The sequence below is a fragment of the Sporosarcina koreensis genome (genome assembly GCF_042655825.1).
GTDB lineage: Bacteria > Bacillota > Bacilli > Bacillales_A > Planococcaceae > Sporosarcina > Sporosarcina koreensis.
In genome coordinates, this window is sequence record NZ_JBHSNP010000022.1 from 1 (window position 1) to 23291 (window position 23291).

The following is a 23291-nucleotide window of genomic DNA, read 5'->3' on the forward strand; positions in this document are numbered from 1 at the left end:
AATTTCGAATCCGAAGATTCGTATGTTCTTTTCACCGACGAGGTCGGCTCCAGAACTTTATTTGTTGACGTTTTGCTGTTCAGTTTTCAAGGTTCATTGTGCGTCACTCCGTTAGAAGCAACTCTTATATAATACCATGTTTGCAATTCCGATGTCAACAACTATTTTAAAAAAAGTTTTAAACTGTTTTTCAAAAGCAGTTATTCACTTACCGGAGAGGCAACGTTTATTACTATACCACCCTGTCTTTTTGAATGCAATACCCTTTTAAAAAGACAATTTCTTTTGATATCTCGACTAATTCACTAATTAGCTTCTACATAGAATCAAGACACACATCTTCATTCCCCATAAAAAAAATGCCCCTTCTATATAGAAGAGACATTCATCATAGAAAAACAGCAAACGCGAATAACGCGGCTAAGCCCGGAATTCCGAGTATGGCTAAAAGGAGCCCGGATGCGATGTTCACCGGAAAATAAATCCCTATGAATCCGCCGACAATGTTCAACATGAACAGTGCGAGAAACGCAAATGCCAAGCGGAACCAAAATACGGACAGACGCTCGGACAATTTCTTGATTTGTTTTTTATCCATCATCAATAGGAAGAGAAGAATGACACCGATGATGGCGATGCCGATAATTTTCATGGAAAGCGCCCCTTTCGACTAATAGTCCACTCTATGCGCTCCCCTGAAAAATTATCACGCCTCGTGTCAACTCATGTATCTCCGCAGCCTATCCGCGATCTATGCGGAGTTGGCGTTCTTTCGCCTCTTTGAACAAATGAAAATATTTACTTTCCGCTATCTTCTTTCGTACCATCACTTCTTGATCATAATCATTCAAGTATTTCTCAATTTCCCTCGCCCGCTCCCACTCTTCCTTTGTGTCTAGCAATAGGTTGTAAAGCTGAGCATCGAATTCCCTTTTTAATTTTCTCTTTCGGCCAAACATCGACGGTGACCTCCTATAATTCCCTGCGGCCTTCAAGTGCTTTCGATAAAGTCACTTCATCAGCATATTCCAGATCTCCTCCGACAGGAAGGCCGTGTGCAATTCTTGTCGTTGTAATGCCCGAAGGTTTTACAAGTCTCGAAATGTACATTGCCGTCGCTTCTCCCTCAATTGTCGGGTTCGTCGCCAAAATCAACTCTTCCACTTCTTCATCCTGAAGTCGTGTCAATAAGGAAGGGACATTGATATCTTCGGGTCCCACGCCGTCCATTGGAGAGATTGCGCCATGCAAGACGTGGTACATCCCGTTGTAATCCCGCATCTTCTCCATTGCGATGACATCTTTCGGATCTTGCACGACGCAGATCATCGACCGGTCACGCGATTGGTCTTGGCATATTTGACAAGGGTCTATATCGGTTATATGCCCACATACCGAGCAGAAACGCAGATTCCGCTTTGCGTCAACTAGCGCCTTAGCAAATTCAAGCACTGTATCCTCTTTCATACTTAATACAAAAAACGCCAGCCGGCCCGCTGTTTTCGGGCCGATGCCTGGCAGTTTCATGAAACTATCAATCAGTTTCGATATCGGTTCAGGATAATGCATCGTTATTCCTCCTAGAACATTCCAGGCAGGTTCAATCCCTTCGTGAATTGCCCCATTGTGGAGTTCGTTAGTTCATCAGCTTGCTTCATCGCTTCATTTGTAGCGATCACAACAAGGTCCTGCAGCATTTCCACGTCTTCAGGATCGACGACGGATGGATCGATGACGACTTCAAGCACTTCTTTTTGGCCTGAAACGATCACTTTCACCATGCCGCCTCCCGCTGTTCCTTCTAGGCGCTTTTCAGCCAGTTCTTCTTGTGCTTCCGCCATTTTCTTTTGCATTTTCTGCATTTGCTTCATCATGCCTTGCATATTTCCCATACCACGCATTGTAAGTTCCTCCTCATTAATTGTTTAATCATCATGTACTTGTATGAATTCCTTGCCAAACATTCTTTCCGCTTCTGCAACGATCGGATCGTCATTCAACTGCTCGGCTTCCTGAACAAATGTCGGTACTTCTACCGCATCTTCATTCCCCTCGCCAGTTGCCTCGTCCGTCCCGTCCTGCTGTTTATTCAAACCATTGTTGCGGATGAACTCCTCCCTGACCTTCAGCCAGCCTTCCTCCGGAACATACACGACATCATATGCTTTGCCGGTCCGCGAGCGAAGGGCTTCCGATAGGCCTGACCTGAGCGAGGAATTTTCCGAGGCCATCAGGCAATGGATTTCATACTTGAATTTTAACACAAAAGCACTGTCGGATGCCGCTACAGGTTCAGTTTCTTCAAGGAGCGCCGAATGTGATCTTTGCAATGCCTGCATCATCGTCGCCCACTCTTCCCGGATCACTTGGATATCTTGACGAGTGGCGCCTTTCAGCACTTCATTGATCTTTCCGGTCGGTATTCTGAACGACTGGGATGTTTTTGAAGCATTTCTCTTCGGTTGTGCGGCTGCTGGAGCACCTTCCGCGGGACCCACTCCGTTTGCAATTTGCTGTTGTAGATCGGCTATGATGCGCTCGAGGCTCTCCACCTTTTGGGCAAGATGCGGATCGACCGCTTGATTGCCCCCGACTTGTACGACCGGTCCCTCCAGATGGATCATTTTCAACAATGCCGATTCCACATACACTTTTGCGTGATTTGAAAAACGCATTTCCTGTTGTGTCTTCGAAAGGATGTCTATGAATGAATAAAGGGTTTCCGGTTCGAATGCATTTGACATGGATACGAATCGTTCATCCCCCGAAATCAATTCAAGCAGTTCGATTAAATCCGGAGCCGTTCTTAATAGAAGGAGATCCCTGAAGAAAGTGATCAGATCCTCTGCCAATCGTGATACATCTTTCCCCTCGGCGATGAGCTGATCGAGCAGCGTCAAGGCGGCTGCGGCGTCTTTTGAGAGAAGCGCTTCCGCCAGTTGGTAGAAAATATCTTCCCCGATCGAGCCCGTGACGAGCAGTGCACTCTCCGCTGTCAGCCGATCGCCACTGAAGGACACGACTTGGTCAAGCATGCTTAGTGCATCACGCATTCCGCCCGACGCAGCCTGTGCGATGACCTTCAATGCCCCTTCGTCCGCCTCGATTCCAGCGTCGTCCAACACCTGTTTCATCCGGTCGACGATTTCCGCCGATGTGATCGGTTTGAAATCAAAACGTTGGCAACGGGAAATGATGGTCAACGGAAGCTTATGAGGCTCTGTCGTTGCCAAGATGAACACCGCATGCGACGGCGGCTCTTCCAAAGTCTTTAAAAGTGCGTTGAATGCCGAATTGGATAACATATGCACTTCATCGATGATATATACTTTGAAACGGGCATTTGATGGAGCGAATCGGACTTTCTCGATAATATCCCGTATTTCTTCCACGCGAGAGTTCGAAGCGGCGTCGAATTCGATGACATCCGTATTTGACCCTTCCGTCACGCTAATGCAAGTTGGGCATTCATTGCACGGCTCGCTGGCGGGACCGTTCTCACAATTCAATGCTTTTGCAAAAACCTTCGCGGCACTCGTCTTTCCCGTTCCTCTCGGCCCTGAAAACAGGTAGGCATGGGACGTCTTATTGTGCTCCAAGGCATTTTGCAATGTTTGCTTGACGTGTCGCTGGCCGGACATTTCGCTGAACGACTGCGGGCGGTAGACACGGTAAAAAGCCTGATATACCATCATTCCCCCTCCTTTCCTTTTCGATGCAATAGTGTTTTTATTATAGCATAGATGAACGTAACATCCAGCTTCGTCGGCCAGATGCTCAGGGTCATAAGTCAGCCCTGCTGCACGGCAAAAAGCGCCGTTTCGCATGTCCGCCTTATGCCTGTCGCATCTAGGCAGGCCGCAATGTGCTCGTAACGCTGCGCTTTTACTCGCAAAAGCCGTACTTCGTGACGGCTTTCGCTTTAGAAATAAAAAAACTCGCCCGATAATCGGACGAGTTGAATTTGTATAAGTAAAGCCGTGCACCTTCCTTCGACTGCCGCACATAAGCGTTACTCCTGTCGACAGCTCAGCCTAGGCTGCCCCGCGGCACATGAGAAATACCACTTAATGCTGCTTCCTTCCGGACCTGACATGGTTCATGGGTTCCCATTGCGCAGGACCCAGACGTCAACACTACGTGCAAGAGGCAGACCCTACATGCGGACAGCCTCAGAGAAGGGATTCAGTCTTGCTAGAGCGGCTTGCAAGTTACAGGGCACCGCTACCTCCCCACCTAGCACGGCTTTCTTAGTATAACGTTTTTTGTGGATAAAATCAACCACCCCCTTTGAAACTTCTCTCTTCTCTAAGAGAAGAGTTCTCGTTTACGCCCAAAGAGTTCTCGTTCTTCTTCGTAAAAGACAGACTTCTATGAATAAACTTACTTACAAATAGGAGCATATATGTAGTTGACACTCTCCATCGAATCATGATAAATTATGTTCTGTTGATACGGAGGAATACCCAAGCCTGGCTGAAGGGATCGGTCTTGAAAACCGACAGGGGTGTTAAAGCCCGCGGGGGTTCGAATCCCTCTTCCTCCGCCATTCATTTTAAAATAGCGCATAAGTTGGAGATCGAAATCCGTTAGACGGACATTCATCTGAGACATTCAAAACGCCCAGCCGGCTTTACGGTTGGGCGTTTTTAGTTTGTATATTGGCGCCTGAAGCGGCAGTCTGCAGGGCGAATCCTTCATAGTATGGAAATTTGCGTTTCAGTTTCTCCGCCACTTCCTCTTCGGTTCCTTCCTCCACTGCTACGAATAATGAAGGGCCTGCGCCGCTGATCGTCATGCCATAGGCACCGATTTCATGGCAATAGGCACGGATTTCATCAAATTCCGGCAGTAGTTTTTTACGGTACGACTCGTGGAAAACATCCTTTTCCATCATTCTGCCCGCCAGTTCCCAATCGCCGATCGCCATTGCCGTTGTCATCATGCTGCTGGCCGCGCCTCCTGATGCCGCTTCGGAATGGGGCAGTTGTTTTGGAAGAAGACCTCTCGACTCCTCCGTACGAAGTGCCTTTGGGGGTACGAGAATGACCGCGCCGATAGCGGGAGGGGGCAATTGGATGATTTCCAGTTCTTCCCGAGTGAAATACGTGATCGTTATGCCCCCGAGCAACGCCGCGGTCACATTATCCGAATGGCCTTCCAGTTCACTCCCGATCCGTGCTTTTTCGACTGGCTGCAAATCGAGCCCGAGAAGCCCATCCGCTATGACGATGCCTGCAGCAATCGCCGTTGCGCTGCTGCCGAGCCCTTTACCAAGGGGGATGTCGGAAACGACATGCAATGAATGCGGGGCTACTTCTTTCCCGAAACGCTCCGCCACATTCAGGACGGTCCGGACAATCAAATTATTCGATCCCGTCGTCAATTTTGCATACTCGTCCCCTTCATACTGTACAGACCATTTATCCGCCGGGGCCACAGATACGGTCATATACAGGGAAAGCGCCATGCCGACACTGTCATATCCGGGTCCCAAGTTCGCTGTCGTCGCCGGGACGACGACCGTGAATAATGGCCCTTCCATCATCTCGGTGCCCCTTCTTTTAGTTCGTTCAAAAATGCGTCGAACTGCTCCCTCGATAAGAAGGCTTTCCCTTCATTCACTTGGATGGCTGTTTCAGGATCCTTTAATCCATTCCCCGTAAGTACACCGACAATCGTCGATCCTTTTTCAATTAATCCTGCATCAAGTCGCTTCTTAATGCCGGCAATCGTTGCACATGATGCCGGTTCCGCGAAGACGCCGTCCGTTGAGGCGAGCAAGCTATAAGCATCCAGAATCTCCTCGTCCGTAGCGGATAAAATATCGCCGCCGGACTCTTCAAGCGCTGTAGTTGCCAAATGCCAACTTGCTGGATTCCCGATCCGGATAGCAGTCGCGACCGTTTCAGGCTCTTCAAATACGCGGTCATAGACGATCGGAGCAGCCCCATCCGCCTGTATGCCTAACAGCTTCGGCGTGCCGGAACCTTTCTTTTCGTCATATTCCTTGAAGCCTTTCCATGCGGCGGAAATATTCCCTGCATTCCCGACTGGCAATGCGAAAATATCCGGCACTTTCCCTAATTGCTCGATCGTTTCGAAGGCAATCGTCTTTTGGCCTTCCAACCGGTATGGATTCACTGAATTGACGAGGGCAATTTTCCCTTCCCCTGCCTCACGCACCATGCGAAGCGCTTCGTCGAAGTTCCCTTCGATCGCCACGATTTCCGCGCCGTACATTTTCGCCTGTGCCAATTTTCCGAGCGCAATCCGTCCTTCCGGGATAACGACGATGGTCCGCATCCCTGCGCGTGCGCCATACGCTGCTGCCGAGGCGGATGTATTGCCCGTAGAAGCGCAGATGAGCGCGGTTTTCCCTTCCTCTTTCGCTTTAGCGACGGCCATCACCATGCCGCGATCCTTGAAAGAGCCTGTCGGGTTTGTTCCTTCCGTTTTGACGTATAGGTTGACGCCCCATTGTTCGGAGAGGTTTTTCAAGTGGATGAGCGGTGTATTCCCTTCTTGCAATGTCAGTTCCGGTGTTTTGTCGGTCACCGGCAGCCATTCTTTGTATTCTTCGATTAATCCATTCCATCTTCTCATCTGTTTTCACCCTCCACTCGGTAGTAGCTAACAACGCCGTTCACTTCCGGTGTGTTATGCAGTTCATTCATAATGTCCAAATGCTGTTGCCGTGAAATGCTATGTGTAATCATGATCAAGTCGACGCCTCCGTTGTTGTCCCCTTCGTGCTGGACGACGGTAGCTAGGCTTGCCCCATGATTGCTGTAGACTGATGCCAATTTCGTCAATACGCCTACTTCATCCATGACGGAGATTCTATGGAAGTAACGGCCGCTGATCTGGTTGTCGCTTTTCACTTTGTATGCAAATTGCGGCGCGTGAAGCCTCTTTCCATTTACGCCTAGCAATAAATTACGGCATGCTGCGACGATATCACCCGTAACGGATGTAGCTGTCGGCAATGAGCCGGCCCCCGGTCCGTAGAACATCGTCTCTCCGACCGTATCTCCGTATACATAGACCGCGTTGAATTCATTATTAACGGAAGCTAACGGATGTGAGTTTTGAATGAACACCGGTTCTACTGAGATTTCGATGCCATCGTCATCCTTTTTCGCGGATCCTGCCATTTTCACCGTGAAGCCGAACTGCTCCGCCAATGCGAGGTCGCCATCCTGAATGTCCTTCAACCCTCTCACAAAGACGTCCTCCAAGCGGACTTCCGTTGAAAAGGCAAGTGACGCGAGGATGGCCATTTTCCTTGCGGCATCGATGCCGTCGACATCCGCTGACGGGTCTGCTTCCGCGTACCCTAGTTCTGTCGCTTCCGCCAATGCCTCTTCATATGTTTTATTTTCGTGTTTCATTTTCGTCAAAATGAAGTTCGTCGTCCCGTTGACGATGCCTGTCAGTGCCCGGATCCGGTCAGACGCGAGTCCGTCTTCAAGCGTCCGGATGAGCGGTATGCCGCCCCCGACGCTCGCTTCATAGAACAGGTCGCATTTATGTTCATCCGCAAGTTTCAATAGGTCATGGCCGAATTGCGCCATGACATCCTTATTCGCCGTCACGACCCCTTTGCCCGCGCGAAGCGACTTTTCAATCGCCTGTTTCGCTTCGCTTGTCCCGCCGATCACTTCCACGATGAGATCGATTCCTGGATCTCCAATCACTTCATCCAGATCGGTAGTGAAAATATTCGGTGACAGTTCCGTCTCCCTTTTCTTCGTCGCATCTTTCACGAGTACTTTTTTTATTTTTACAGGAACACCCAATTTATGGCTTAAGTCTTCTTGGTGCCTATGCAGGATTTCAGCTACACCACCGCCTACGACGCCGAATCCAAGCAATCCGATATTGATTTCTTTTATCATATTTGACGATTCTCCTCGCTATATGTACACTATGAAAAAACAATCGTTCTCCGCATAAGGACATTATAGAGAAATAAGCTTTCAATAACAACCCCATTTATGGTAAAGTTCAAGATATCATGAATTGTAATTTAATTAAAGATTGGATCTGATAAATTATGAAAGTATGTAAATTCGGCGGCACTTCCGTTGCGTCTGCCGATCAAATTAGAAAAGTCGTCGATATCGTAACTTCTGACAGTGACCGTAAAATTGTTGTCGTTTCAGCACCCGGAAAACGCTTTTCGGATGATAGTAAAGTGACCGACCTCCTGATCCGACTTGGGGAGAGGGCATTGGCGAATGAAGATGCAGAAAGCGATCTCTTGGAAGTCGTCGATCGATATCGTTCAATTGCTGAAAACCTAGGTCTCGACAGCGACATTGTTCATCAGATAGAGCAAGATTTGCGCAATCGTCTTTCCCGCGATAAAGAGGATATCCTCTTGTTCATGGATACGATGAAAGCTGCGGGCGAGGATAATAATGCAAAACTGATTGCCGCCTATCTCCAATTCATTGGGGTTGAGGCGAAATATGTCTGTCCAAGGGAAGGTGGTCTTCTCGTCAACGATCGTCCTGAGCGTGTCCGTGCGCTGCCTGAAGGAGATGAACGACTCGCAAAACTGCGCGATGAGCCGGGAATCATCGTTTTCCCAGGCTTTTTCGGATACACAGAAGACGGAACACTCCGCACATTCAATCGGGGCGGCTCGGATATTACCGGCTCGATCATTGCGGCTGCTGTGAAAGCGGACCTCTATGAAAACTTCACGGATGTCGACTCGGTTTTCGCTGCGAATCCGACTGTCATCGAAAACCCGGTCGCCATCGAAAAGATGACATACCGTGAAATGCGGGAACTTGCTTACGCGGGCTTCTCCGTTTTCCATGACGAAGCGCTTATCCCCGCTTTCCGGAAATCGATTCCTGTCAGCATCAAAAACACGAACAATCCCGAGGCACCGGGTACATTGATCGTCAAAGAACGGGACTATAATGAACAGCAAGTGATTGGAATTGCCGCGGACAGTGGATTCACCGCCATTTATGTCGACAAATTTTTAATGAACTTGGAAATCGGTTTCGGCCGTAGGCTCTTGCAGATTTTCGAGGAAGAGGGAATTTCATACGAGCACACGCCGTCCGGGATCGACAACCTTTCCATCATCATTCGCAGCCGCTTCATGACGAAGGAGATGGAAGAGCGGATTGTGGAACGGATCCATAAAGAATTGGAGCCGGATGCTGTCATCGTCGAGCACGACTACTCGATGATCGTTCTCGTCGGAGAAGGCATGCAGTATACGACCGGCTTGGCCGCACGGGCTGCGACTGCCATTGCAAGAAGCGGCTCCAATATCGAGATGATCAACCAAGGATCATCTGAAGTCAGCCTTGTCTTCGGGGTGAAAGTGAAGGACGAAACGAAGAGTTTGAAAGAGTTGTATAACGAGTTTTTCGTGAAATCATACGTGCAGTCGTAACATATTACACATCAAAGGGCTGTCCAAGAAGTCAGTTTGACTTTCTGGACAGCCCTTGTGTTGGATTACGGGTTCGTTGACCAAAGTCCAGCATGTTTCAAGACTACACGCGGGTGAAGTTTTAGCTGTGCAACCATTAGGTCTGCCAAATCTTCTGCTTGCATCACTTTTTCTGGATTGCCGTCTGTCAAATTCAGCTCGACAGCCATATCCGTTGCGACTGTACTTGGCGTCAATGTTGTAACACGGATATTTTTCTTGCGCACTTCAAGCATTAATGACTCACTCATTCCGATCACTGCAGCTTTTGAAGCCGTGTATGCACTTGTAATCGGTGCACCTTTTTGACCGGCCGTTGAGGAGATATTAATGATGTCGCCGGTGTTCCGCTTGATCATTTCCGGCAATACCGCGCGCGTTGCATAGTACACGCCTTTGACGTTGACATCGATAATATTTGTCCATTCTTCAGGCGTTAAGTCCATGAAGCCGCCAAACTTTGAGATGCCGGCGTTATTCACTAAAATGTCGATCGGGCCTAGCTCTCCGCGAATTGATTCGACTGCTGATGTTATTGAGTCTAAATCCGCTACGTCTGCAGCAGCGTATGCTACCTTCACATCATACTGTTTAAGTTCCTCTGCGACCCGTTGTAAATTTTCAAGCGTACGGCCAACAAGCCCTACGTGAATACCTTCTTTTGCAAATGCCAATGCTGTTGCACGTCCGATTCCACGCCCTGCTCCTGTAATTAATGCCACTTTTCCTGCGATAGATTGCATGATTTTCCGCTCCTTTTATTGTGATAGCTCTATTTTAGGCGAAAACGAATGTATATGCTGTACTCACGATTGGTTGCAAAAAATGAAATTTAAAAGCAGTGGATATGTACGCTTACTAAACGTACTATCCACTGCTTACTTTCATCCTGGCACAAACATGTAAGGGAATTGTCTGAATATCCCTTCTGACAGCATATCCGCCATCATTAATGCTTCCGCCTCGATCTGGTCGAACACTTGAACTTCCAATTCAAAATTCTTTTGGATCATGCAAACCGCTTCAAGCTTCGTCAAAGCCAAATGAGTATAAAGCATTTTCCGGAAAGCTTCCTGATCAATGTATGGATTGATCCGATGAAGGAATTCCGCAATTTTGTCTGCGTTGCGGTACCAATCGGCCTCTTTTTGCTCCGCCTTTTCCGTTTCCCCATTTGCGGCTGCGGTCACCAATTCTGCTGCAAGCGTCAAATGCTCCGAAATGAGGTCGCGATATTCATCTGCAATTGCATCGCCGTAATACGGTCTAATGGCATTCCCCATATCCGTTGCATTGCGCAATAGGCGCGCGAGAACAAATTTCAAATCCGGCACTTTGAAGACGATTGCGGTGATGGCCATCCGTGTCCACATGACATGTTGCTCCCAAAGAAGCCGGTTTTTATTCCATAATTCAACTTGGGCTTTGCTATAGCAATTAACGGGCTGCATCATATTAACCGGCATAGTATTTCCGTAAAATTGATTCACTGCACCACTCCAACATTCATACTTGGGTCAGTACATATTATTCGAATAAAGCGATCTTGGTGAATTTGCCCGGTATCATCTACGCCTGCCGTTTTTCCCTATTCCTAATTAACAGATATGCATTGATTCCCGAAGCAATCGGAAGACTCAGCGCCACTCCGATACCGGCACAAAGAATCGAAATCATCTCGGCGCTGAATATTTTGGAGTTGACGATTCCCCCAATGGAATAATGTAGATCTTTGAACCATAAAAGCAATGCTAGATATCCTCCAAAAAATACGAAAAACAATGTATTCGTATCTGCTCCCAAAATATCTCTCCCGACGCTTAATCCCGATGTAAATAAATCTCTTCCGCTGATGGACGGGTTATTGTTGAAGATTTCATGCATGGATGCCGCCATTGAAATAGCTACGTCCATAATGGCGCCGATTGTACTCATAATAATGACCGAGGCTAACAGTTTCGTGAAGTCGATTCCGATGAAAAGTGAAAATACACCTAGCTCGTTTATTTCCTCTTCTCCAAAGCCTTGGATCATTGCATATTTCGTCACAAGGACGATAAAGAAAAGCAACAACACAATGGTAACCATCGTGGATATAAAAGCGGCGATCGTTTTACTATTTACTTCATTAATGAAAAACAAGCTGATGCAACTAATGAATATACATGCAATGATCGTTATGATAATGGGATTCCATTGCGGATTTGTCATCAGAAAGATCGTGAACATGATGACACCAAAGTTCAAGAATAGGGAGACAAAAGATCTGATCCCTTTTTTCCCTCCGAGAATCAACATGAGCAAGAATAAAATGATTGCCAGCACAACAATTACATTCATGAATTCGCCCTCTTTCGACTGACAAAATAAAGCGTCGTATAAAGACCGATCGGAATCGTCAATACAATTCCAATTCCTCCGACGAGGGCTCGGGCCAATTCTAGGGAAAGATTCATGGAAAGGGTGAAACCCAGAAGGGAAGCATTTTTCAAGTATAAAATGATGACAGGAATTGACCCGCTCAGGTAAGCGAAAAACAAAATGCTTGTGATTGTTCCCATAATATCTTTGCCGATATCAATACCCGAGGCTTTCAATGCTTTCACGGATATATCGTTATTTTGTTCATATAAGGCGAAGAGTGAGGAGGACATAGTTATGGCAACGTCCATTACGGCGCCTAACGATCCAATGAGCAGTCCTGCCATAAAGACCATCTGGTAGGGGCGCGTCAAAAACTGCATCTCTTCATAGCGGAGCCCGTTTCCTGAGGTTGCCCCTATTACTATGTAAGCGATGCAGAGAGAAATAAGTGTCCCTAATAGGGTCGCGATGATTGCAGCATAGGTCTTTTCATTAAAACCGCTGACGATCGTCAAGGAAATGATCGTAAATACAATCCCACTGACAGCGCATATCAAAACTAAACTGATCGATGGGTTTTTAATGTAAACATCTAAGGCGAAGGATAATAAAGTAGCATTGACCGCCAAGCTAATAATTGAAAGCAATCCTTGCTTCTTGCCTGTAATGAGTAACATGAAGATGAAAATCCAAGCGACCAGCACAACGAATTGGTCACGTTTTACATTGGTGATGCTTCCGGTTAATGTGGAATCCCCTTCGCTTTTCGGATTAATCGACACGAATAGCCCATTGCCGACACGGTATTGTTGATCGTAAGCTCCTGACGAAGAATACTTATTCGTTAACTTTATCAACTGCCCTTCATATTCTCCGTTTTTTATTTCGGCAATGATATGCTGTATGAACAGTTGGTCTTTGTTATTGTTCATATCCGTGATGGCGGATGCTTCTGCCACCTCGGTTTGAATGACTTTTGCGATTGGCTGCTCGTAAAACGAGTAATTATTATTAATAAATATCATAGAAATGGCAAAGCAAAGTCCTATGACAGTAAAAAGAAGAATTTGTTTATATGTCATCTTTTTAAATCTGTTTTTGATAACATTCAAATAAAACCCTCCAAATGTAAGTTACATCCCACTATACCGAAAACGAAAGAAGCATCGCAAATATGATTCATTTACGACGCTTCTTTCGTTTTTATTTTTATTTTTTCAGCGTTGCCGACAAATTCAGCATATTGCCGATTCGTTCAACGACCGTTTCCACTTCATGGGGATTGCTTTTCAGATCGTAATCCGTAATATCGATGCGAAGCACCGGACACGCATTGAAGGAATCTATCCACTTAACGTAGCGCTCATGCAGCTCTTCCCAATAGGAAAGCGGCGTCTGCTGCTCCATCTGGCGGCCTCTCTCCTGGATTCGTGCAAGAATTTTCTCGAACGGGCCGTCCAAATAGACGAGCAGGTCGGGATGCGGGAAATACGGAGTCATGACCATCGCGTCGAATAGTTTCGTATAGGTATCGTAATCGACCGGATCCATCGTCCCTTTGTCCTTATGCATCTTGGCGAAGATTCCTGTATCTTCATAAATGGAACGGTCTTGGATAAAGCCGCCGCCATATTCGAAAATACGTTTCTGTTCCTTGAAACGTTCCGCCAGAAAATAGATTTGCAAATGGAAGCTCCATTTTTCAAAGTCATCGTAAAAGCGGTCAAGATAAGGATTCTTATCTACATTTTCCAATGAAGTCCGGAAATCCAATGCGTTCGCAAGTGCATTCGTCATCGTCGATTTTCCGGCCCCTACCGTACCTGCAATCGTGATGACCGCATTTTTCGGAATCCCATATTTCTCTCTTAAATTCATTGTACTGCTCCTTTTCTTATCGTCTCATCGACTTTGCTGAGAATCGCTTGTAAATCGCCTGCATCATTGACAAAATCTATTTCATCACCGTTGAAATGCAGCACCGGGATATCCGGATGGGCTGCTTCAAAATCTGCGATGAACTGTTCGTAATCCTCCGACAGCCTTTGCAAATAGGAAGGATCGATATTCTTTTCGAAATCCCGTCCACGTAGCGCAATCCGCTTCATGAGCGTATCGAGCGTGGCATGAAGGTAAATAATAACATTCGGAACAGGCATGTCCTTCGTCAATATATGATAAATCTCTTCGTATTTGGCGTATTCATCCGCTGGAAGCGAACGCCTTGCAAAAATGAGGTTCTTGAATATATGATAATCTGCCACGACCGGTTGTTGTTTGCTTAAATATTTCTTCTGGATATCGCTTAATTGCTTATATCGGTTGCAGAGAAAGAACATTTCGGTTTGAAAGCTCCACTCCTCGATGTCTTCGTAAAATTTATTCAAAAATGGATTTTCATCCACGATTTCGCTTAACTGATGGAACCGCTGCGCCTCAGCAATCGCCTTTGACAGCGTCGTTTTACCTACGCCAATCGGCCCCTCTACCGTAATGAACGGAACAGACATAAAAAGCTCTCCTTTGATTCGACAATTTCTGCACTTCATTTTACCATATAGAGATGTTGAAACATAGATGTTGCCGCAAATTGGCTGGTGGATGGTACACTGTCTTGTAAGGAGCGATGATTGATGGATGTTTTTGAAATGGACCGCGGATTCATGCGGATGGCGATAGAAGAAGCGAAGAAGGCAGAAGAAATCGGTGAAGTCCCGATTGGAGCAGTCATCGTGAAAGACGGTGAGGTTATTGCCCGTGCCCATAATTTACGGGAAACGTCGCAGAATGCAGTGACACATGCCGAACTTTCCGCGATTCAGGATGCATGTCAGGAAATCGGCAGCTGGCGGCTCGAGGAGACGACTTTGTATGTGACGCTTGAGCCTTGCCCGATGTGCGCTGGCGCGATTTTACAATCTAGGATTCCACGTGTTGTGTACGGTGCACGCGATCCTAAGGGCGGCTGCGTCGATTCATTGTACCGTTTGCTGAATGATCCGCGCTTCAATCATGAATGCGAAGTGGCGGAAGGCGTGCTTGGGGATGAATGCGGAGCGATGCTGACGAACTTTTTCAGGTCGTTGCGGGAGAAGAAAAAAGAGCAAAAAAAGGCGATGCGAAAAGTCGAGTGACTCCGCATCGCCTTTATTAATTATTTGATGACTTCTTTTCCACCCATATACGGACGCAACACTTCCGGAATGACGACAGATCCGTCCTCCTGCTGGAAGTTTTCAAGGATGGCGGCGACTGTCCGGCCGATTGCCAAACCGCTTCCGTTCAATGTATGAACGAATTCAGGCTTCGCGCCTTGTTCGCGGCGGAAACGGATAGATGCGCGTCTCGCTTGGAAATCCTCGAAGTTTGAGCAAGAAGAGATTTCACGGTATGTGTCTTGCGTCGGAATCCATACTTCGATATCATATTTCTTCGCAGCTGTGAATCCGAGGTCTGCTGTACACATTTTTAGGACACGGTATGGCAGTCCGAGCAATTGCAATACTTTCTCCGCATGCCCCGTCAATTTCTCAAGCTCATCGTAAGATTCTTCCGGTTTCACAAAGCGGACAAGCTCAACTTTATTGAACTGATGCTGACGGATCAACCCACGCGTATCACGGCCCGCTGATCCAGCCTCTGAACGGAAGTTCGTGCTGTATGCCGTATAGGCGACCGGCAATTGAGTTCCATCGAGAATTTCGTCACGGTAATAGTTCGTCACCGGAACTTCGGACGTTGGAATTAAGAAATAATCCTCTTCCTCGATCAAGAACGCATCCTCTTCGAATTTCGGCAATTGGCCCGTGCCCGTCAAGCTCGTACGGTTCACCAAATATGGCGGCAGCATTTCCTCATAGCCATGCTCCTCCACATGAAGGTCAAGCATGAAGCTGATCAATGCACGTTCAAGTCTTGCGCCAAGTCCACGGTAGAATACGAAACGGCTGCCCGTCACTTTCGCTGCTCGTTCAAAATCAAGCAAGTTCAGATCCGTACCGATTTCCCAATGCGGCTTCGGTTCGAAAGTGAATTCAGGCTTCTCGCCCCATGTACGGACTTCGACGTTATCGTCTTCGCTGTCACCTACCGGAACCGATTCATGTGGAATGTTCGGAATGCGCATCATGATGTAATTCAAATCTTCTTCGACTTGATGCAATTGCTCATCAAGTGACTTGATTTCATCACCGACTTCACGCATGCGTGCGATGACGTCATCCGCATTTTCCTTATTGCGTTTCATTTCCGCCACTTTTTGCGAAACTTCATTGCGCTCCGCCTTCAGCACTTCCACTTTCGCAATCAGTTCTCTCCGTTTTTCATCCAGTCCAACGAATTTATCCAAATCCGTCAGGTCTTCTCCGCGCTTCGTAAGTTTCGCTTTCACTTCATCAAAGTTCGCACGAAGCAATTTAATGTCTAACATAGCCGATTCCTCCTCTAATATAATTTGACGACGATTTTTGAACACAAAAAAAGCCCTCTATCCCCTATACAAGGGACGAGAACTACCCGCGTTGCCACCCAAATTGACCAGCAAAAAGCTGATCCACTCTTTGAAATAACGGTTCAATGTCCGGCTAGGCATACTATTCGTTCAGCCCGGCTACTCAGGGACGGATTCACAAGTGTCTTTACCGGCTCGCACCACCCGCCGGCTCTCTTTGAAAAACGTGCTTGTTACTGCTTCCCATCATCGTCTTTAATTTGAAATTAACATCACTTTACTACATCCCTGAGCTTTTGGCAAGGTCCAAGAATTCCGCAACCGCTTGGAAGTACGTTGTTTCATGTGGAACAAAATCGGACAGTGTTAGGGGGATTTCATTCCCAAATATGATTTCGTCCACTTCACCCCTGAACAGCGCCTGCAAATCTTTTATCGGAACGGAATGGATGCTCTCCACTTCCTCCTGCTGCAATGTAAAATCATTCGGTGCGAAACTTGATTGATAAAGAAAAACATTCGCAAATTCCTTGTCAATGAAATCTGGCAGCCTGATGACATCCCGAACGAAACCCATCCGTTTTAACTTGGATAGATCCACTTGTATGCCAAGCTCCTCTTCGACTTCACGGATTCCGTCCATAATATCCTCATCCACCAGCAAATGGCCTGCAGCTGTTATATCATACAAGCTTGGAAAATCTTTTTTTGAGGAGCTTCTTTTTTGAATAAAAACATTCGTTTCATCCACTAGCCAACAATGAAACGTCTCATGCCACAAGCCTTTCTTATGGATGGCTTCTCTTGTTTCCTCGCCGATATACGTATAATTTTCATCGAATACTTTTAAACGCTCTGCCAAGTTAAGACCTCCCAACTCCCCTAATTTTATTGCAAAAACACATAATTAGCAAAGGCCAGAACATATAAAATGCCCTGGCCTCCAACTATCAGACTCCACGTACCGCCATCAATTCACTTTCAGCTAGCTTGCTGATTTCCAAACCTTTCATCGGTGTGCCGATATCTTTGGATAAATCACCGATCAATGCATAGTTCTGGAAGTCTTCCGTTGCCATGACAATCGCACGCGCGAAGCGTTCAGGGTTGTCGGATTTGAAGATGCCCGAACCGACGAATACGCCGTCAGCGCCAAGCTCCATCATGAGTGCCGCATCTGCAGGAGTCGCTACGCCGCCTGCTGCATAATTGGTAACCGGTAGACGCTTCGCTTCACGGATTGTGAGCAGCACATCATAAGGTGCGGCCAAATCTCTCGCCGCCACCATCAGCTCATCATTATTCATATGAACGATTTTGTTAACTTGCGCGTTCACTTGACGCAGATGGCGTACCGCTTCGACGATATTGCCTGTTCCCGGCTCACCTTTCGTACGAAGCATCTTTGCTCCTTCTCCGAGTCGACGCGCCGCTTCGCCAAGATTACGAGCACCGCAGACGAACGGCACTTTATAATCACTCTTCAATAAATGAAACTCGTCATCAGCCGGCGTCAACACTTCACTTTCATCGATGAAATCCACACCCATTGCCTCCAGCACACGTGCTTCCGAAATATGTCCAATCCGCACTTTTGCCATAACCGGGATTGAAACCGCCTTTTGCACTTCTTCAACAATGCGCGGATCCGCCATCCGTGCGACACCGCCCGCTGCCCGGATGTCCGAAGGGACACGCTCAAGCGCCATGACTGCGACAGCACCTGCCGCTTCCGCCACTTTTGCCTGCTCCGCGTTAATAACATCCATTATGACGCCGCCATATTTAAAATCCATTTTCTCTTCCCCCTTTTCATTTTGTTCAGTATACTAGACTATGACCATATTAAAATACTCAGTTTAATGATAAGTGAAGGGGTCAGAGAAAGTTAAGTATTAGGTCAAAGGTCACGAAATGACAATAACTCTTGGAAAGTGACAGATAACTTCCAGGAAATGACCGATAACTCATTCAAATTGATCGATATATCCCGGGAAATGACCGATAACCCCAAGGAAATGATCGATAACTTTTTTAGGCGAGGTGCATCAAATGGAAATGCTTCTAATTGAACTAAATAAAGAAAGCGAAACGCCTCTCTACGAGCAAATCTACCAACAAATTCGAAACGATATCACTGAAGGGAAGCTCGTCGTCGGCGAAAAGCTCCCTTCTAAACGAAAACTTGGCGAATTCCTCGACGTCAGCCAGACGACAATTGAAATCGCTTATGGGCAGCTTGCAGCGGAAGGGTTTATTACATCCAAACCGCGAAGAGGCTATTTTGTGCAGGAAATCGGCGAACTGGCGTATGTGCAACCAACAGAGGAAGTCACTCCCCCCGCGAAAATTGAACTCAAAGAACCCGAAATCGACTTCTCCCCCGGTAAAATCGACACGGAATCCTTCCCTTTCACGCAATGGCGGAAATACGCGAAGGATACCATCGACGAGTCGTCGCAACATCTTCTGCTATTGGGCCATCCACATGGAGATGCAGAACTTCGTCAGGAAATCGCGAAGTATTTATATCACTCGAGAGGGGTCGACTGCTCCGCGGACCAGATCATTGTCGGGTCCGGAACAGAACAACTCATGCCGTTGCTCATCCGGCTTCTCGGACCGGAGGCGACGTACGCCATCGAGGATCCGGGATATCCGCTCACCCACCATGTTTTCTTCCATAACAACCGGGAAGCCGTCCCAATTGCAGTCGACGAGGAAGGGATGGACGTAGAGGCGCTCCAGCAGTCGGAGGCGACCGTCGCCTACGTGACACCTTCCCATCAGTTTCCAACCGGTACAGTCCTTTCTGCGGCGCGTAGGACAGCATTATTGAACTGGGCGGCATCAAGTAAAGGTAATTTCATCATCGAAGACGATTACGACAGCGAATTCCGTTATTCGGGACGTCCGATTCCTTCATTGCAAGGGATGGACAAAGCGGGCAAGGTCATCTATGTCAGTACCTTCTCCAAATCTTTAATGCCGTCGCTGCGAATCGCCTATATGGTGCTCCCTCCCGTTTTGCTGAAACATTATGAGAAGGCATTCATCCATTATTCGTCGACAGTGCCACGGCTAGACCAGCACACGCTCGCAAGTTTCATGGCGGACGGCCATTTCGCAAGGCACTTGAACCGGATGCGGAAAGTGTATAAACGTAAACTGCAGCTGCTGACGGATTCATTGCGGCAATATGCCCCTGCGATTTCTTTCTCGGGAGATGAAGCCGGTATGCATATCCTTATCAATGTCCATATGGACGAGGATGAGGACGCATTATCCAAGGCGACATTGGCAAAGGGCATCCGCGTTTATGGCTTGAATGAATACCGGAAAGCCCCAACGAGTATGCAGCCGTCTTTTCTGATCGGCTTCGGGGGCTTGGCGGACGACCAGATCGAGTGGGCAGTAGATCAGCTCATGGGCGCCTGGAACATTAAAAAAAGGTGATGGTCCCTGTCGGATCCATCACCTCATTTTATTTAAATAAACCTTTTATAAACCCTGTTGCGCTTTCCCAAATACCGGCGAAGAAATCACCGATTGCGCTCATCATCAACGAGAACCAACCTGCTTTTTCGACGTCATCCGTAACGACAACATCCATGCCGAGGTCTTTTGAATCGATGAATCCGTAATCTTCGCCCTCTTTTTTAACGAGCTTCACTTGCCCGACAACCGTTCCTTTTTTGATCGGTGCTTCAAGTGCACCGTCTTTCAATAAAGACTCATCCAGAACTAGCTGTGGCTCATAAAGATCCTTTTCGTTCGATTTGATCATCGCTTTGATTGGCTCTTTTACTTCGATTGCAACTGTCTTCTCTTTTCCTTTATGGACAGGCAATGTTTTCTGCTCTTCGAATTGATAGCCTGCCGGCAGCAACTCTTCATCGGAAAACTGGCTGAAGCCGTAATCGAACAACGCACGTGTCGCATCAAACCGAGCTTTGTACGAGCCGACTCCATTTGCATCGACGGCTTTCATGACGACAGCGATGACCCGCTTGTCGCCCCTTTTCGCCGTTCCCGTGAAGCAGTGGCCAGCGAAATCAGTCGTGCCTGTCTTCAATCCGTCGACGCCTTCGTATTCATAAACGAAGCCCGGAAGCATGAAGTTCCAGTTATCCATCTTGATAGCGTCCGTCGTGCCTTCACGGAAAATCTTCGAATTGATTTTCGTCGTTTCCAACACTTCCGGGTAATCTTTCATCAAATGGAATGCAAGCCGTGCAACCGATTTGGCAGGCATGACGTTCTCGTCGTTTGCCCCAGTGCCTTGCGGATGCATCCCTTGCAAGTATTCGTTGTTCAAACCTGTTGAATTGACGAATTTATAATCAACCAAACCAATTTCCTTCGCTTTAGCATCCATCAATTTCAGGAATTCTGTTTCCGTTCCTGCAATCGTTTCAGCAATCGCGATTGTTGCCGCATTCGCTGAATAAATAGCTAATGCTTCGTAAAGCTCCCTGATCGTATATGTTCCATCTTTACGCAGCGGCACATTGCTTAGACGCCTATCCTGCGAGATGGCATATGTGTAATCTGTTACTTTGTATTCTTGATCCCAACTGATTTTACCTTCTTTTATCGCTTCGAATAAGATATATTCAGTCATCATCTTAGACATACTTGCAATGCCGAGTGGTGTATCCGCATTCTCTTCATATAAGATCTTTCCACTGTCCGCGTCAATTAGAATGGCCCCATCTACATGGATGCCGAGTGTCGATTTTGCTTGTGCAGGCGCTGTGCCGAACGTCATCATTAGTACAAATGGAATGATCAGCAAAGCAACCCATTTTCTCATTTCCCGTTTCACCAATATACCTCCGTCATTGCAATTTTCCACTTTATATTTTATCACATCATGGACACGATTAGGGGATTCGATTTAAAAAGCACCTTTCCGCTCATATCAAGACGTGCGGAAAGGTGCTGAAGTTTCATTTATACAGTTTCCACTTTTTACGAAATCGAGTAGTTCGGCGCTTCTTTCGTAATATGCACTTGATGCGGGTGGCTTTCGCGCAAACCTGCACCAGTCATGCGGATAAACTGAGCTTTTTCACGCAGATCATGAAGATCCTTCGTTCCGCAATAACCCATGCCTGAGCGGATACCGCCAACAAGTTGGTGAATCGTATCTGCAAGAGGCCCTTTATAAGGCATACGGCCTTCAATTCCTTCAGGCACAAGCTTCTTCGCATCTTCTTGGAAATAACGGTCTTTTGAACCGTGTTCCATTGCACCGACAGATCCCATGCCGCGGTACACTTTAAAGCGTCTGCCTTGGAAGATTTCCGTATCCCCAGGGCTTTCCGTCGTACCGGCAAGCAAGCTGCCAAGCATGACGACATGTCCTCCCGCAGCCAAAGCTTTCACGATATCGCCGGAGTATTTGATGCCGCCGTCTGCAATAATCGTTTTCCCATGCTTACGTGCTTCAGAAGCACACTCATAAACTGCAGTGATTTGAGGGACGCCGACACCCGCAACGACACGTGTCGTACAGATGGAGCCAGGGCCGATTCCGACTTTGACAACGTCCGCGCCCGCTTCATACAATGCCGCAGTCGCTTCTGATGTTGCTACGTTCCCAGCAATGATATCAAGGTCCGGATACTCTTCCCGGATTTGTGCAACCGTATCAAGCACGCCTTTCGAATGTCCATGCGCTGTATCGATAACAATGACATCGACTTCAGCAGCGACAAGCTTCTGCACCCGTACCATCGTATCGGATGTAACGCCGACCGCAGCTCCTACGAGGAGACGACCTTGCTTATCCTTCGCGGCATTCGGGAATTCAATCACTTTTTCGATATCTTTAATTGTAATTAAGCCTTTTAAGATGCCATTTTCATCGACAATCGGCAATTTTTCAATCTTATATTGCTGTAAAATCTTTTCTGCGTCTTCCAACGTCGTACCGACAGGTGCTGTCACTAAATTGTCTTTCGTCATCACATCATTGATGATTAGCGAATAGTCTTGGATGAAGCGCAGATCACGATTCGTCAAAATCCCGACAAGTTTTTGTTCGTCCATATTGTTGACGATTGGCACGCCTGAAATACGATACTTGCCCATCAAGTGTTCTGCGTCGAATACTTGGTGTTCGGGAGTGAGGAAGAAAGGATTTGTAATAACGCCATTCTCTGATCGTTTTACCGTAACAACCTGCTCCGCCTGCTCTTCAATGCTCATATTCTTATGAATGATGCCAAGGCCGCCCTGACGCGCCATTGAAATCGCCATCTTCGACTCCGTTACCGTATCCATCCCCGCACTGATGATTGGAATGTTCAGCGTCATCTTCTCCGTCAAACGAACTGAAAGATTCACGTCCTTCGGCAAAACTTCTGAAGCGCCCGGCACAAGCAATACATCGTCGAAAGTCAATCCTTCACGAGTGAATTTAGATTCCCACATATCGTTTCCTCCTCAAATATCGTTATCTGCGTTTGAATATTATTAAAAGGTTATCAGCGCCTATGGGGCGTGTCAAGGAGACACGAATAAGAAAAAAGATTCCTTTTATTCGCTGAATTGACTTTTTGATTGTTGCTTGTGAAGTACCATCCTTTTTTTAGCTTGCTCACCCGTATATAGAGGCCCTCTTCATCATCACCTTTTACCGCTTTTATTAATCAGTGATATGACAACTTTATAAGAGATGCAAAGGCTCTTTTAGGCGAGGGAAGGCTGACTTTGGGCGCGCGGGGTGACTCTTTGGGCGCGGAACGACCTCGTTTGGGCGCGAAATCGCCTTCTTTGGGCGGCAGAGGACTGACTTTGGGCGCGGGGCAATAAAACATCTTAGCTAATCCTACATCGCGCCAAATGCCTTTGACATTTTAAGCACTTGTTATTGAAATAAAAACAATTTCAAACACAAAAAAAACCATCCCCCACAGGGGATGGCCTTGGCCCGGCGACGTTCTACTCTCACAGGGGGAAGCCCCCTACTACCATCGACGCTGAAGAGCTTAACTTCCGTGT

22 protein-coding genes, 1 tRNA gene, 1 rRNA gene, 1 other RNA gene and 1 other annotated feature are annotated in these 23291 nt (G+C 47.2%); of the genes, 4 read left to right on the forward strand and 21 right to left on the reverse strand.

All coding sequences use genetic code 11. The features are described 5' to 3' along the window. Positions 1-388 precede the first annotated feature (388 nt). From ACFPTP_RS10115 to ffs, 6 genes are all read right to left on the reverse strand, one after another. On the reverse strand, positions 389-652 hold the full coding sequence (locus ACFPTP_RS10115) for a pro-sigmaK processing inhibitor BofA family protein (protein WP_381444297.1): 264 nt from the start codon (positions 650-652) through the stop codon (positions 389-391). Between the two features lie 88 nt (positions 653-740). Next, a complete protein-coding gene (locus ACFPTP_RS10120) occupies positions 741-959 on the reverse strand; it encodes a YaaL family protein (RefSeq protein ID WP_381444300.1) in 219 nt (72 codons plus the stop codon). Between the two features lie 13 nt (positions 960-972). Next, positions 973-1569, reverse strand: a complete 597-nt coding sequence (gene recR / locus ACFPTP_RS10125; RefSeq protein WP_381444302.1) for a recombination mediator RecR — start codon at positions 1567-1569, stop codon at positions 973-975. 11 nt (positions 1570-1580) lie between these two features. After that, positions 1581-1901 (reverse strand): YbaB/EbfC family nucleoid-associated protein, encoded by a 321-nt coding sequence (locus tag ACFPTP_RS10130; protein ID WP_381444304.1) that lies wholly within the window; start codon positions 1899-1901, stop codon positions 1581-1583. Between the two features lie 24 nt (positions 1902-1925). Then, positions 1926-3692 carry a DNA polymerase III subunit gamma/tau gene (gene dnaX, locus ACFPTP_RS10135; protein WP_381444307.1) on the reverse strand — a complete coding sequence of 589 codons (1767 nt, stop codon included), beginning with the start codon at positions 3690-3692 and terminating at the stop codon, positions 1926-1928. A gap of 286 nt (positions 3693-3978) precedes the next feature. Then, positions 3979-4245, reverse strand: an RNA gene (gene ffs / locus ACFPTP_RS10140) — signal recognition particle sRNA large type. A 211-nt stretch (positions 4246-4456) separates the two neighbouring features. On the opposite strand from ffs, the gene ACFPTP_RS10145 reads away from it, so the two are divergent. Continuing rightward, positions 4457-4549: transfer RNA gene (locus ACFPTP_RS10145), tRNA-Ser, on the forward strand. An 84-nt stretch (positions 4550-4633) separates the two neighbouring features. Here the strand turns inward: ACFPTP_RS10145 and thrB are convergent. The 3 genes from thrB to ACFPTP_RS10160 are packed head-to-tail and all read right to left on the reverse strand — an operon-like array spanning position 4634 to position 7901. Further along, positions 4634-5545, reverse strand: a complete 912-nt coding sequence (thrB, locus tag ACFPTP_RS10150) for a homoserine kinase (RefSeq protein WP_381444309.1) — start codon at positions 5543-5545, stop codon at positions 4634-4636. Continuing rightward, positions 5545-6606 carry a threonine synthase gene (gene thrC, locus ACFPTP_RS10155; RefSeq protein ID WP_381444313.1) on the reverse strand — a complete coding sequence of 354 codons (1062 nt, stop codon included), beginning with the start codon at positions 6604-6606 and terminating at the stop codon, positions 5545-5547. Before thrC ends, thrB begins: the two co-directional genes overlap by 1 nt. Then, positions 6603-7901, reverse strand: coding sequence for a homoserine dehydrogenase (locus ACFPTP_RS10160; RefSeq protein WP_381444316.1), 1299 nt, complete (start codon positions 7899-7901; stop codon positions 6603-6605). Before ACFPTP_RS10160 ends, thrC begins: the two co-directional genes overlap by 4 nt. A gap of 158 nt (positions 7902-8059) precedes the next feature. Here ACFPTP_RS10160 and ACFPTP_RS10165 point away from each other — a divergent pair, with 158 nt between their 5' ends. Further along, positions 8060-9427: an aspartate kinase gene (locus tag ACFPTP_RS10165; RefSeq protein WP_381444318.1), complete on the forward strand. Its 1368-nt coding sequence runs from the start codon at positions 8060-8062 to the stop codon at positions 9425-9427. A 65-nt stretch (positions 9428-9492) separates the two neighbouring features. On the opposite strand, the gene ACFPTP_RS10170 is transcribed toward ACFPTP_RS10165, so the two are convergent. The 6 genes from ACFPTP_RS10170 to ACFPTP_RS10195 form a co-directional block, all read right to left on the reverse strand. After that, positions 9493-10209, reverse strand: a complete 717-nt coding sequence (locus tag ACFPTP_RS10170) for a 3-ketoacyl-ACP reductase (RefSeq protein WP_381444321.1) — start codon at positions 10207-10209, stop codon at positions 9493-9495. Positions 10210-10350: 141 nt separating this feature from the next. Continuing rightward, on the reverse strand, positions 10351-10839 hold the full coding sequence (locus ACFPTP_RS10175) for an acetylglutamate kinase (RefSeq protein ID WP_381444324.1): 489 nt from the start codon (positions 10837-10839) through the stop codon (positions 10351-10353). A gap of 196 nt (positions 10840-11035) precedes the next feature. Continuing rightward, entirely contained in the window at positions 11036-11806 is a 771-nt protein-coding gene (locus ACFPTP_RS10180) for a YibE/F family protein (protein WP_381444326.1), read from the reverse strand. Continuing rightward, on the reverse strand, positions 11803-12912 hold the full coding sequence (locus tag ACFPTP_RS10185) for a YibE/F family protein (protein ID WP_381444351.1): 1110 nt from the start codon (positions 12910-12912) through the stop codon (positions 11803-11805). Before ACFPTP_RS10185 ends, ACFPTP_RS10180 begins: the two co-directional genes overlap by 4 nt. A gap of 127 nt (positions 12913-13039) precedes the next feature. Then, on the reverse strand, positions 13040-13708 hold the full coding sequence (locus tag ACFPTP_RS10190) for a deoxynucleoside kinase (RefSeq protein ID WP_381444329.1): 669 nt from the start codon (positions 13706-13708) through the stop codon (positions 13040-13042). Further along, a complete protein-coding gene (locus ACFPTP_RS10195; protein ID WP_381444331.1) occupies positions 13705-14340 on the reverse strand; it encodes a deoxynucleoside kinase in 636 nt (211 codons plus the stop codon). Before ACFPTP_RS10195 ends, ACFPTP_RS10190 begins: the two co-directional genes overlap by 4 nt. A 123-nt stretch (positions 14341-14463) precedes the next feature. On the opposite strand from ACFPTP_RS10195, the gene tadA reads away from it, so the two are divergent. Next, positions 14464-14964 (forward strand): tRNA adenosine(34) deaminase TadA, encoded by a 501-nt coding sequence (gene tadA / locus ACFPTP_RS10200; protein ID WP_381444333.1) that lies wholly within the window; start codon positions 14464-14466, stop codon positions 14962-14964. A gap of 20 nt (positions 14965-14984) precedes the next feature. Here the strand turns inward: tadA and serS are convergent, their stop codons facing one another. From serS to pdxS, 3 genes are all read right to left on the reverse strand, one after another. Continuing rightward, positions 14985-16259 carry a serine--tRNA ligase gene (gene serS, locus ACFPTP_RS10205; protein ID WP_381444336.1) on the reverse strand — a complete coding sequence of 425 codons (1275 nt, stop codon included), beginning with the start codon at positions 16257-16259 and terminating at the stop codon, positions 14985-14987. A gap of 68 nt (positions 16260-16327) precedes the next feature. After that, positions 16328-16539 (reverse strand) — a binding site (T-box leader). A gap of 21 nt (positions 16540-16560) precedes the next feature. Continuing rightward, positions 16561-17142, reverse strand: a complete 582-nt coding sequence (locus ACFPTP_RS10210; protein ID WP_381444338.1) for an NUDIX hydrolase — start codon at positions 17140-17142, stop codon at positions 16561-16563. Positions 17143-17230: 88 nt separating this feature from the next. Further along, the gene (gene pdxS / locus ACFPTP_RS10215) at positions 17231-18076 is read right to left on the reverse strand and encodes a pyridoxal 5'-phosphate synthase lyase subunit PdxS (protein WP_381444340.1); all 846 of its coding nucleotides are present in this window, start codon (positions 18074-18076) and stop codon (positions 17231-17233) included. Between the two features lie 256 nt (positions 18077-18332). Here pdxS and pdxR point away from each other — a divergent pair, with 256 nt between their 5' ends. Then, a complete protein-coding gene (gene pdxR, locus ACFPTP_RS10220) occupies positions 18333-19736 on the forward strand; it encodes a MocR-like pyridoxine biosynthesis transcription factor PdxR (protein WP_381444343.1) in 1404 nt (467 codons plus the stop codon). A gap of 28 nt (positions 19737-19764) precedes the next feature. Here pdxR and ACFPTP_RS10225 read toward each other — a convergent pair whose 3' ends face one another. The 3 genes from ACFPTP_RS10225 to rrf form a co-directional block, all read right to left on the reverse strand. Continuing rightward, positions 19765-21108: a serine hydrolase gene (locus ACFPTP_RS10225; RefSeq protein ID WP_381444346.1), complete on the reverse strand. Its 1344-nt coding sequence runs from the start codon at positions 21106-21108 to the stop codon at positions 19765-19767. A gap of 146 nt (positions 21109-21254) precedes the next feature. Next, the gene (gene guaB / locus ACFPTP_RS10230) at positions 21255-22721 is read right to left on the reverse strand and encodes an IMP dehydrogenase (RefSeq protein WP_381444349.1); all 1467 of its coding nucleotides are present in this window, start codon (positions 22719-22721) and stop codon (positions 21255-21257) included. A 497-nt stretch (positions 22722-23218) separates the two neighbouring features. Then, a 5S ribosomal RNA gene (gene rrf, locus ACFPTP_RS18110) occupies positions 23219-23291 on the reverse strand; the annotation flags it as partial.

Bases quoted from the DNA above. Each gene is read 5' to 3' on its own strand.
- ACFPTP_RS10115 (WP_381444297.1), bottom strand. From the start codon at position 652: ATGAAAATTATCGGCATCGCCATCATCGGTGTCATTCTTCTCTTCCTA.
- ACFPTP_RS10120 (WP_381444300.1), bottom strand. From the start codon at position 959: ATGTTTGGCCGAAAGAGAAAATTAAAAAGGGAATTCGATGCTCAGCTT.
- recR (WP_381444302.1), bottom strand. From the start codon at position 1,569: ATGCATTATCCTGAACCGATATCGAAACTGATTGATAGTTTCATGAAA.
- ACFPTP_RS10130 (WP_381444304.1), bottom strand. From the start codon at position 1,901: ATGCGTGGTATGGGAAATATGCAAGGCATGATGAAGCAAATGCAGAAA.
- dnaX (WP_381444307.1), bottom strand. From the start codon at position 3,692: ATGGTATATCAGGCTTTTTACCGTGTCTACCGCCCGCAGTCGTTCAGC.
- thrB (WP_381444309.1), bottom strand. From the start codon at position 5,545: ATGGAAGGGCCATTATTCACGGTCGTCGTCCCGGCGACGACAGCGAAC.
- thrC (WP_381444313.1), bottom strand. From the start codon at position 6,606: ATGAGAAGATGGAATGGATTAATCGAAGAATACAAAGAATGGCTGCCG.
- ACFPTP_RS10160 (WP_381444316.1), bottom strand. From the start codon at position 7,901: ATGATAAAAGAAATCAATATCGGATTGCTTGGATTCGGCGTCGTAGGC.
- ACFPTP_RS10165 (WP_381444318.1), top strand. From the start codon at position 8,060: ATGAAAGTATGTAAATTCGGCGGCACTTCCGTTGCGTCTGCCGATCAA.
- ACFPTP_RS10170 (WP_381444321.1), bottom strand. From the start codon at position 10,209: ATGCAATCTATCGCAGGAAAAGTGGCATTAATTACAGGAGCAGGGCGT.
- ACFPTP_RS10175 (WP_381444324.1), bottom strand. From the start codon at position 10,839: ATGTGGACACGGATGGCCATCACCGCAATCGTCTTCAAAGTGCCGGAT.
- ACFPTP_RS10180 (WP_381444326.1), bottom strand. From the start codon at position 11,806: ATGAATGTAATTGTTGTGCTGGCAATCATTTTATTCTTGCTCATGTTG.
- ACFPTP_RS10185 (WP_381444351.1), bottom strand. From the start codon at position 12,912: ATGACATATAAACAAATTCTTCTTTTTACTGTCATAGGACTTTGCTTT.
- ACFPTP_RS10190 (WP_381444329.1), bottom strand. From the start codon at position 13,708: ATGAATTTAAGAGAGAAATATGGGATTCCGAAAAATGCGGTCATCACG.
- ACFPTP_RS10195 (WP_381444331.1), bottom strand. From the start codon at position 14,340: ATGTCTGTTCCGTTCATTACGGTAGAGGGGCCGATTGGCGTAGGTAAA.
- tadA (WP_381444333.1), top strand. From the start codon at position 14,464: ATGGATGTTTTTGAAATGGACCGCGGATTCATGCGGATGGCGATAGAA.
- serS (WP_381444336.1), bottom strand. From the start codon at position 16,259: ATGTTAGACATTAAATTGCTTCGTGCGAACTTTGATGAAGTGAAAGCG.
- pdxS (WP_381444340.1), bottom strand. From the start codon at position 18,076: ATGGATTTTAAATATGGCGGCGTCATAATGGATGTTATTAACGCGGAG.
- pdxR (WP_381444343.1), top strand. From the start codon at position 18,333: ATGGAAATGCTTCTAATTGAACTAAATAAAGAAAGCGAAACGCCTCTC.
- guaB (WP_381444349.1), bottom strand. From the start codon at position 22,721: ATGTGGGAATCTAAATTCACTCGTGAAGGATTGACTTTCGACGATGTA.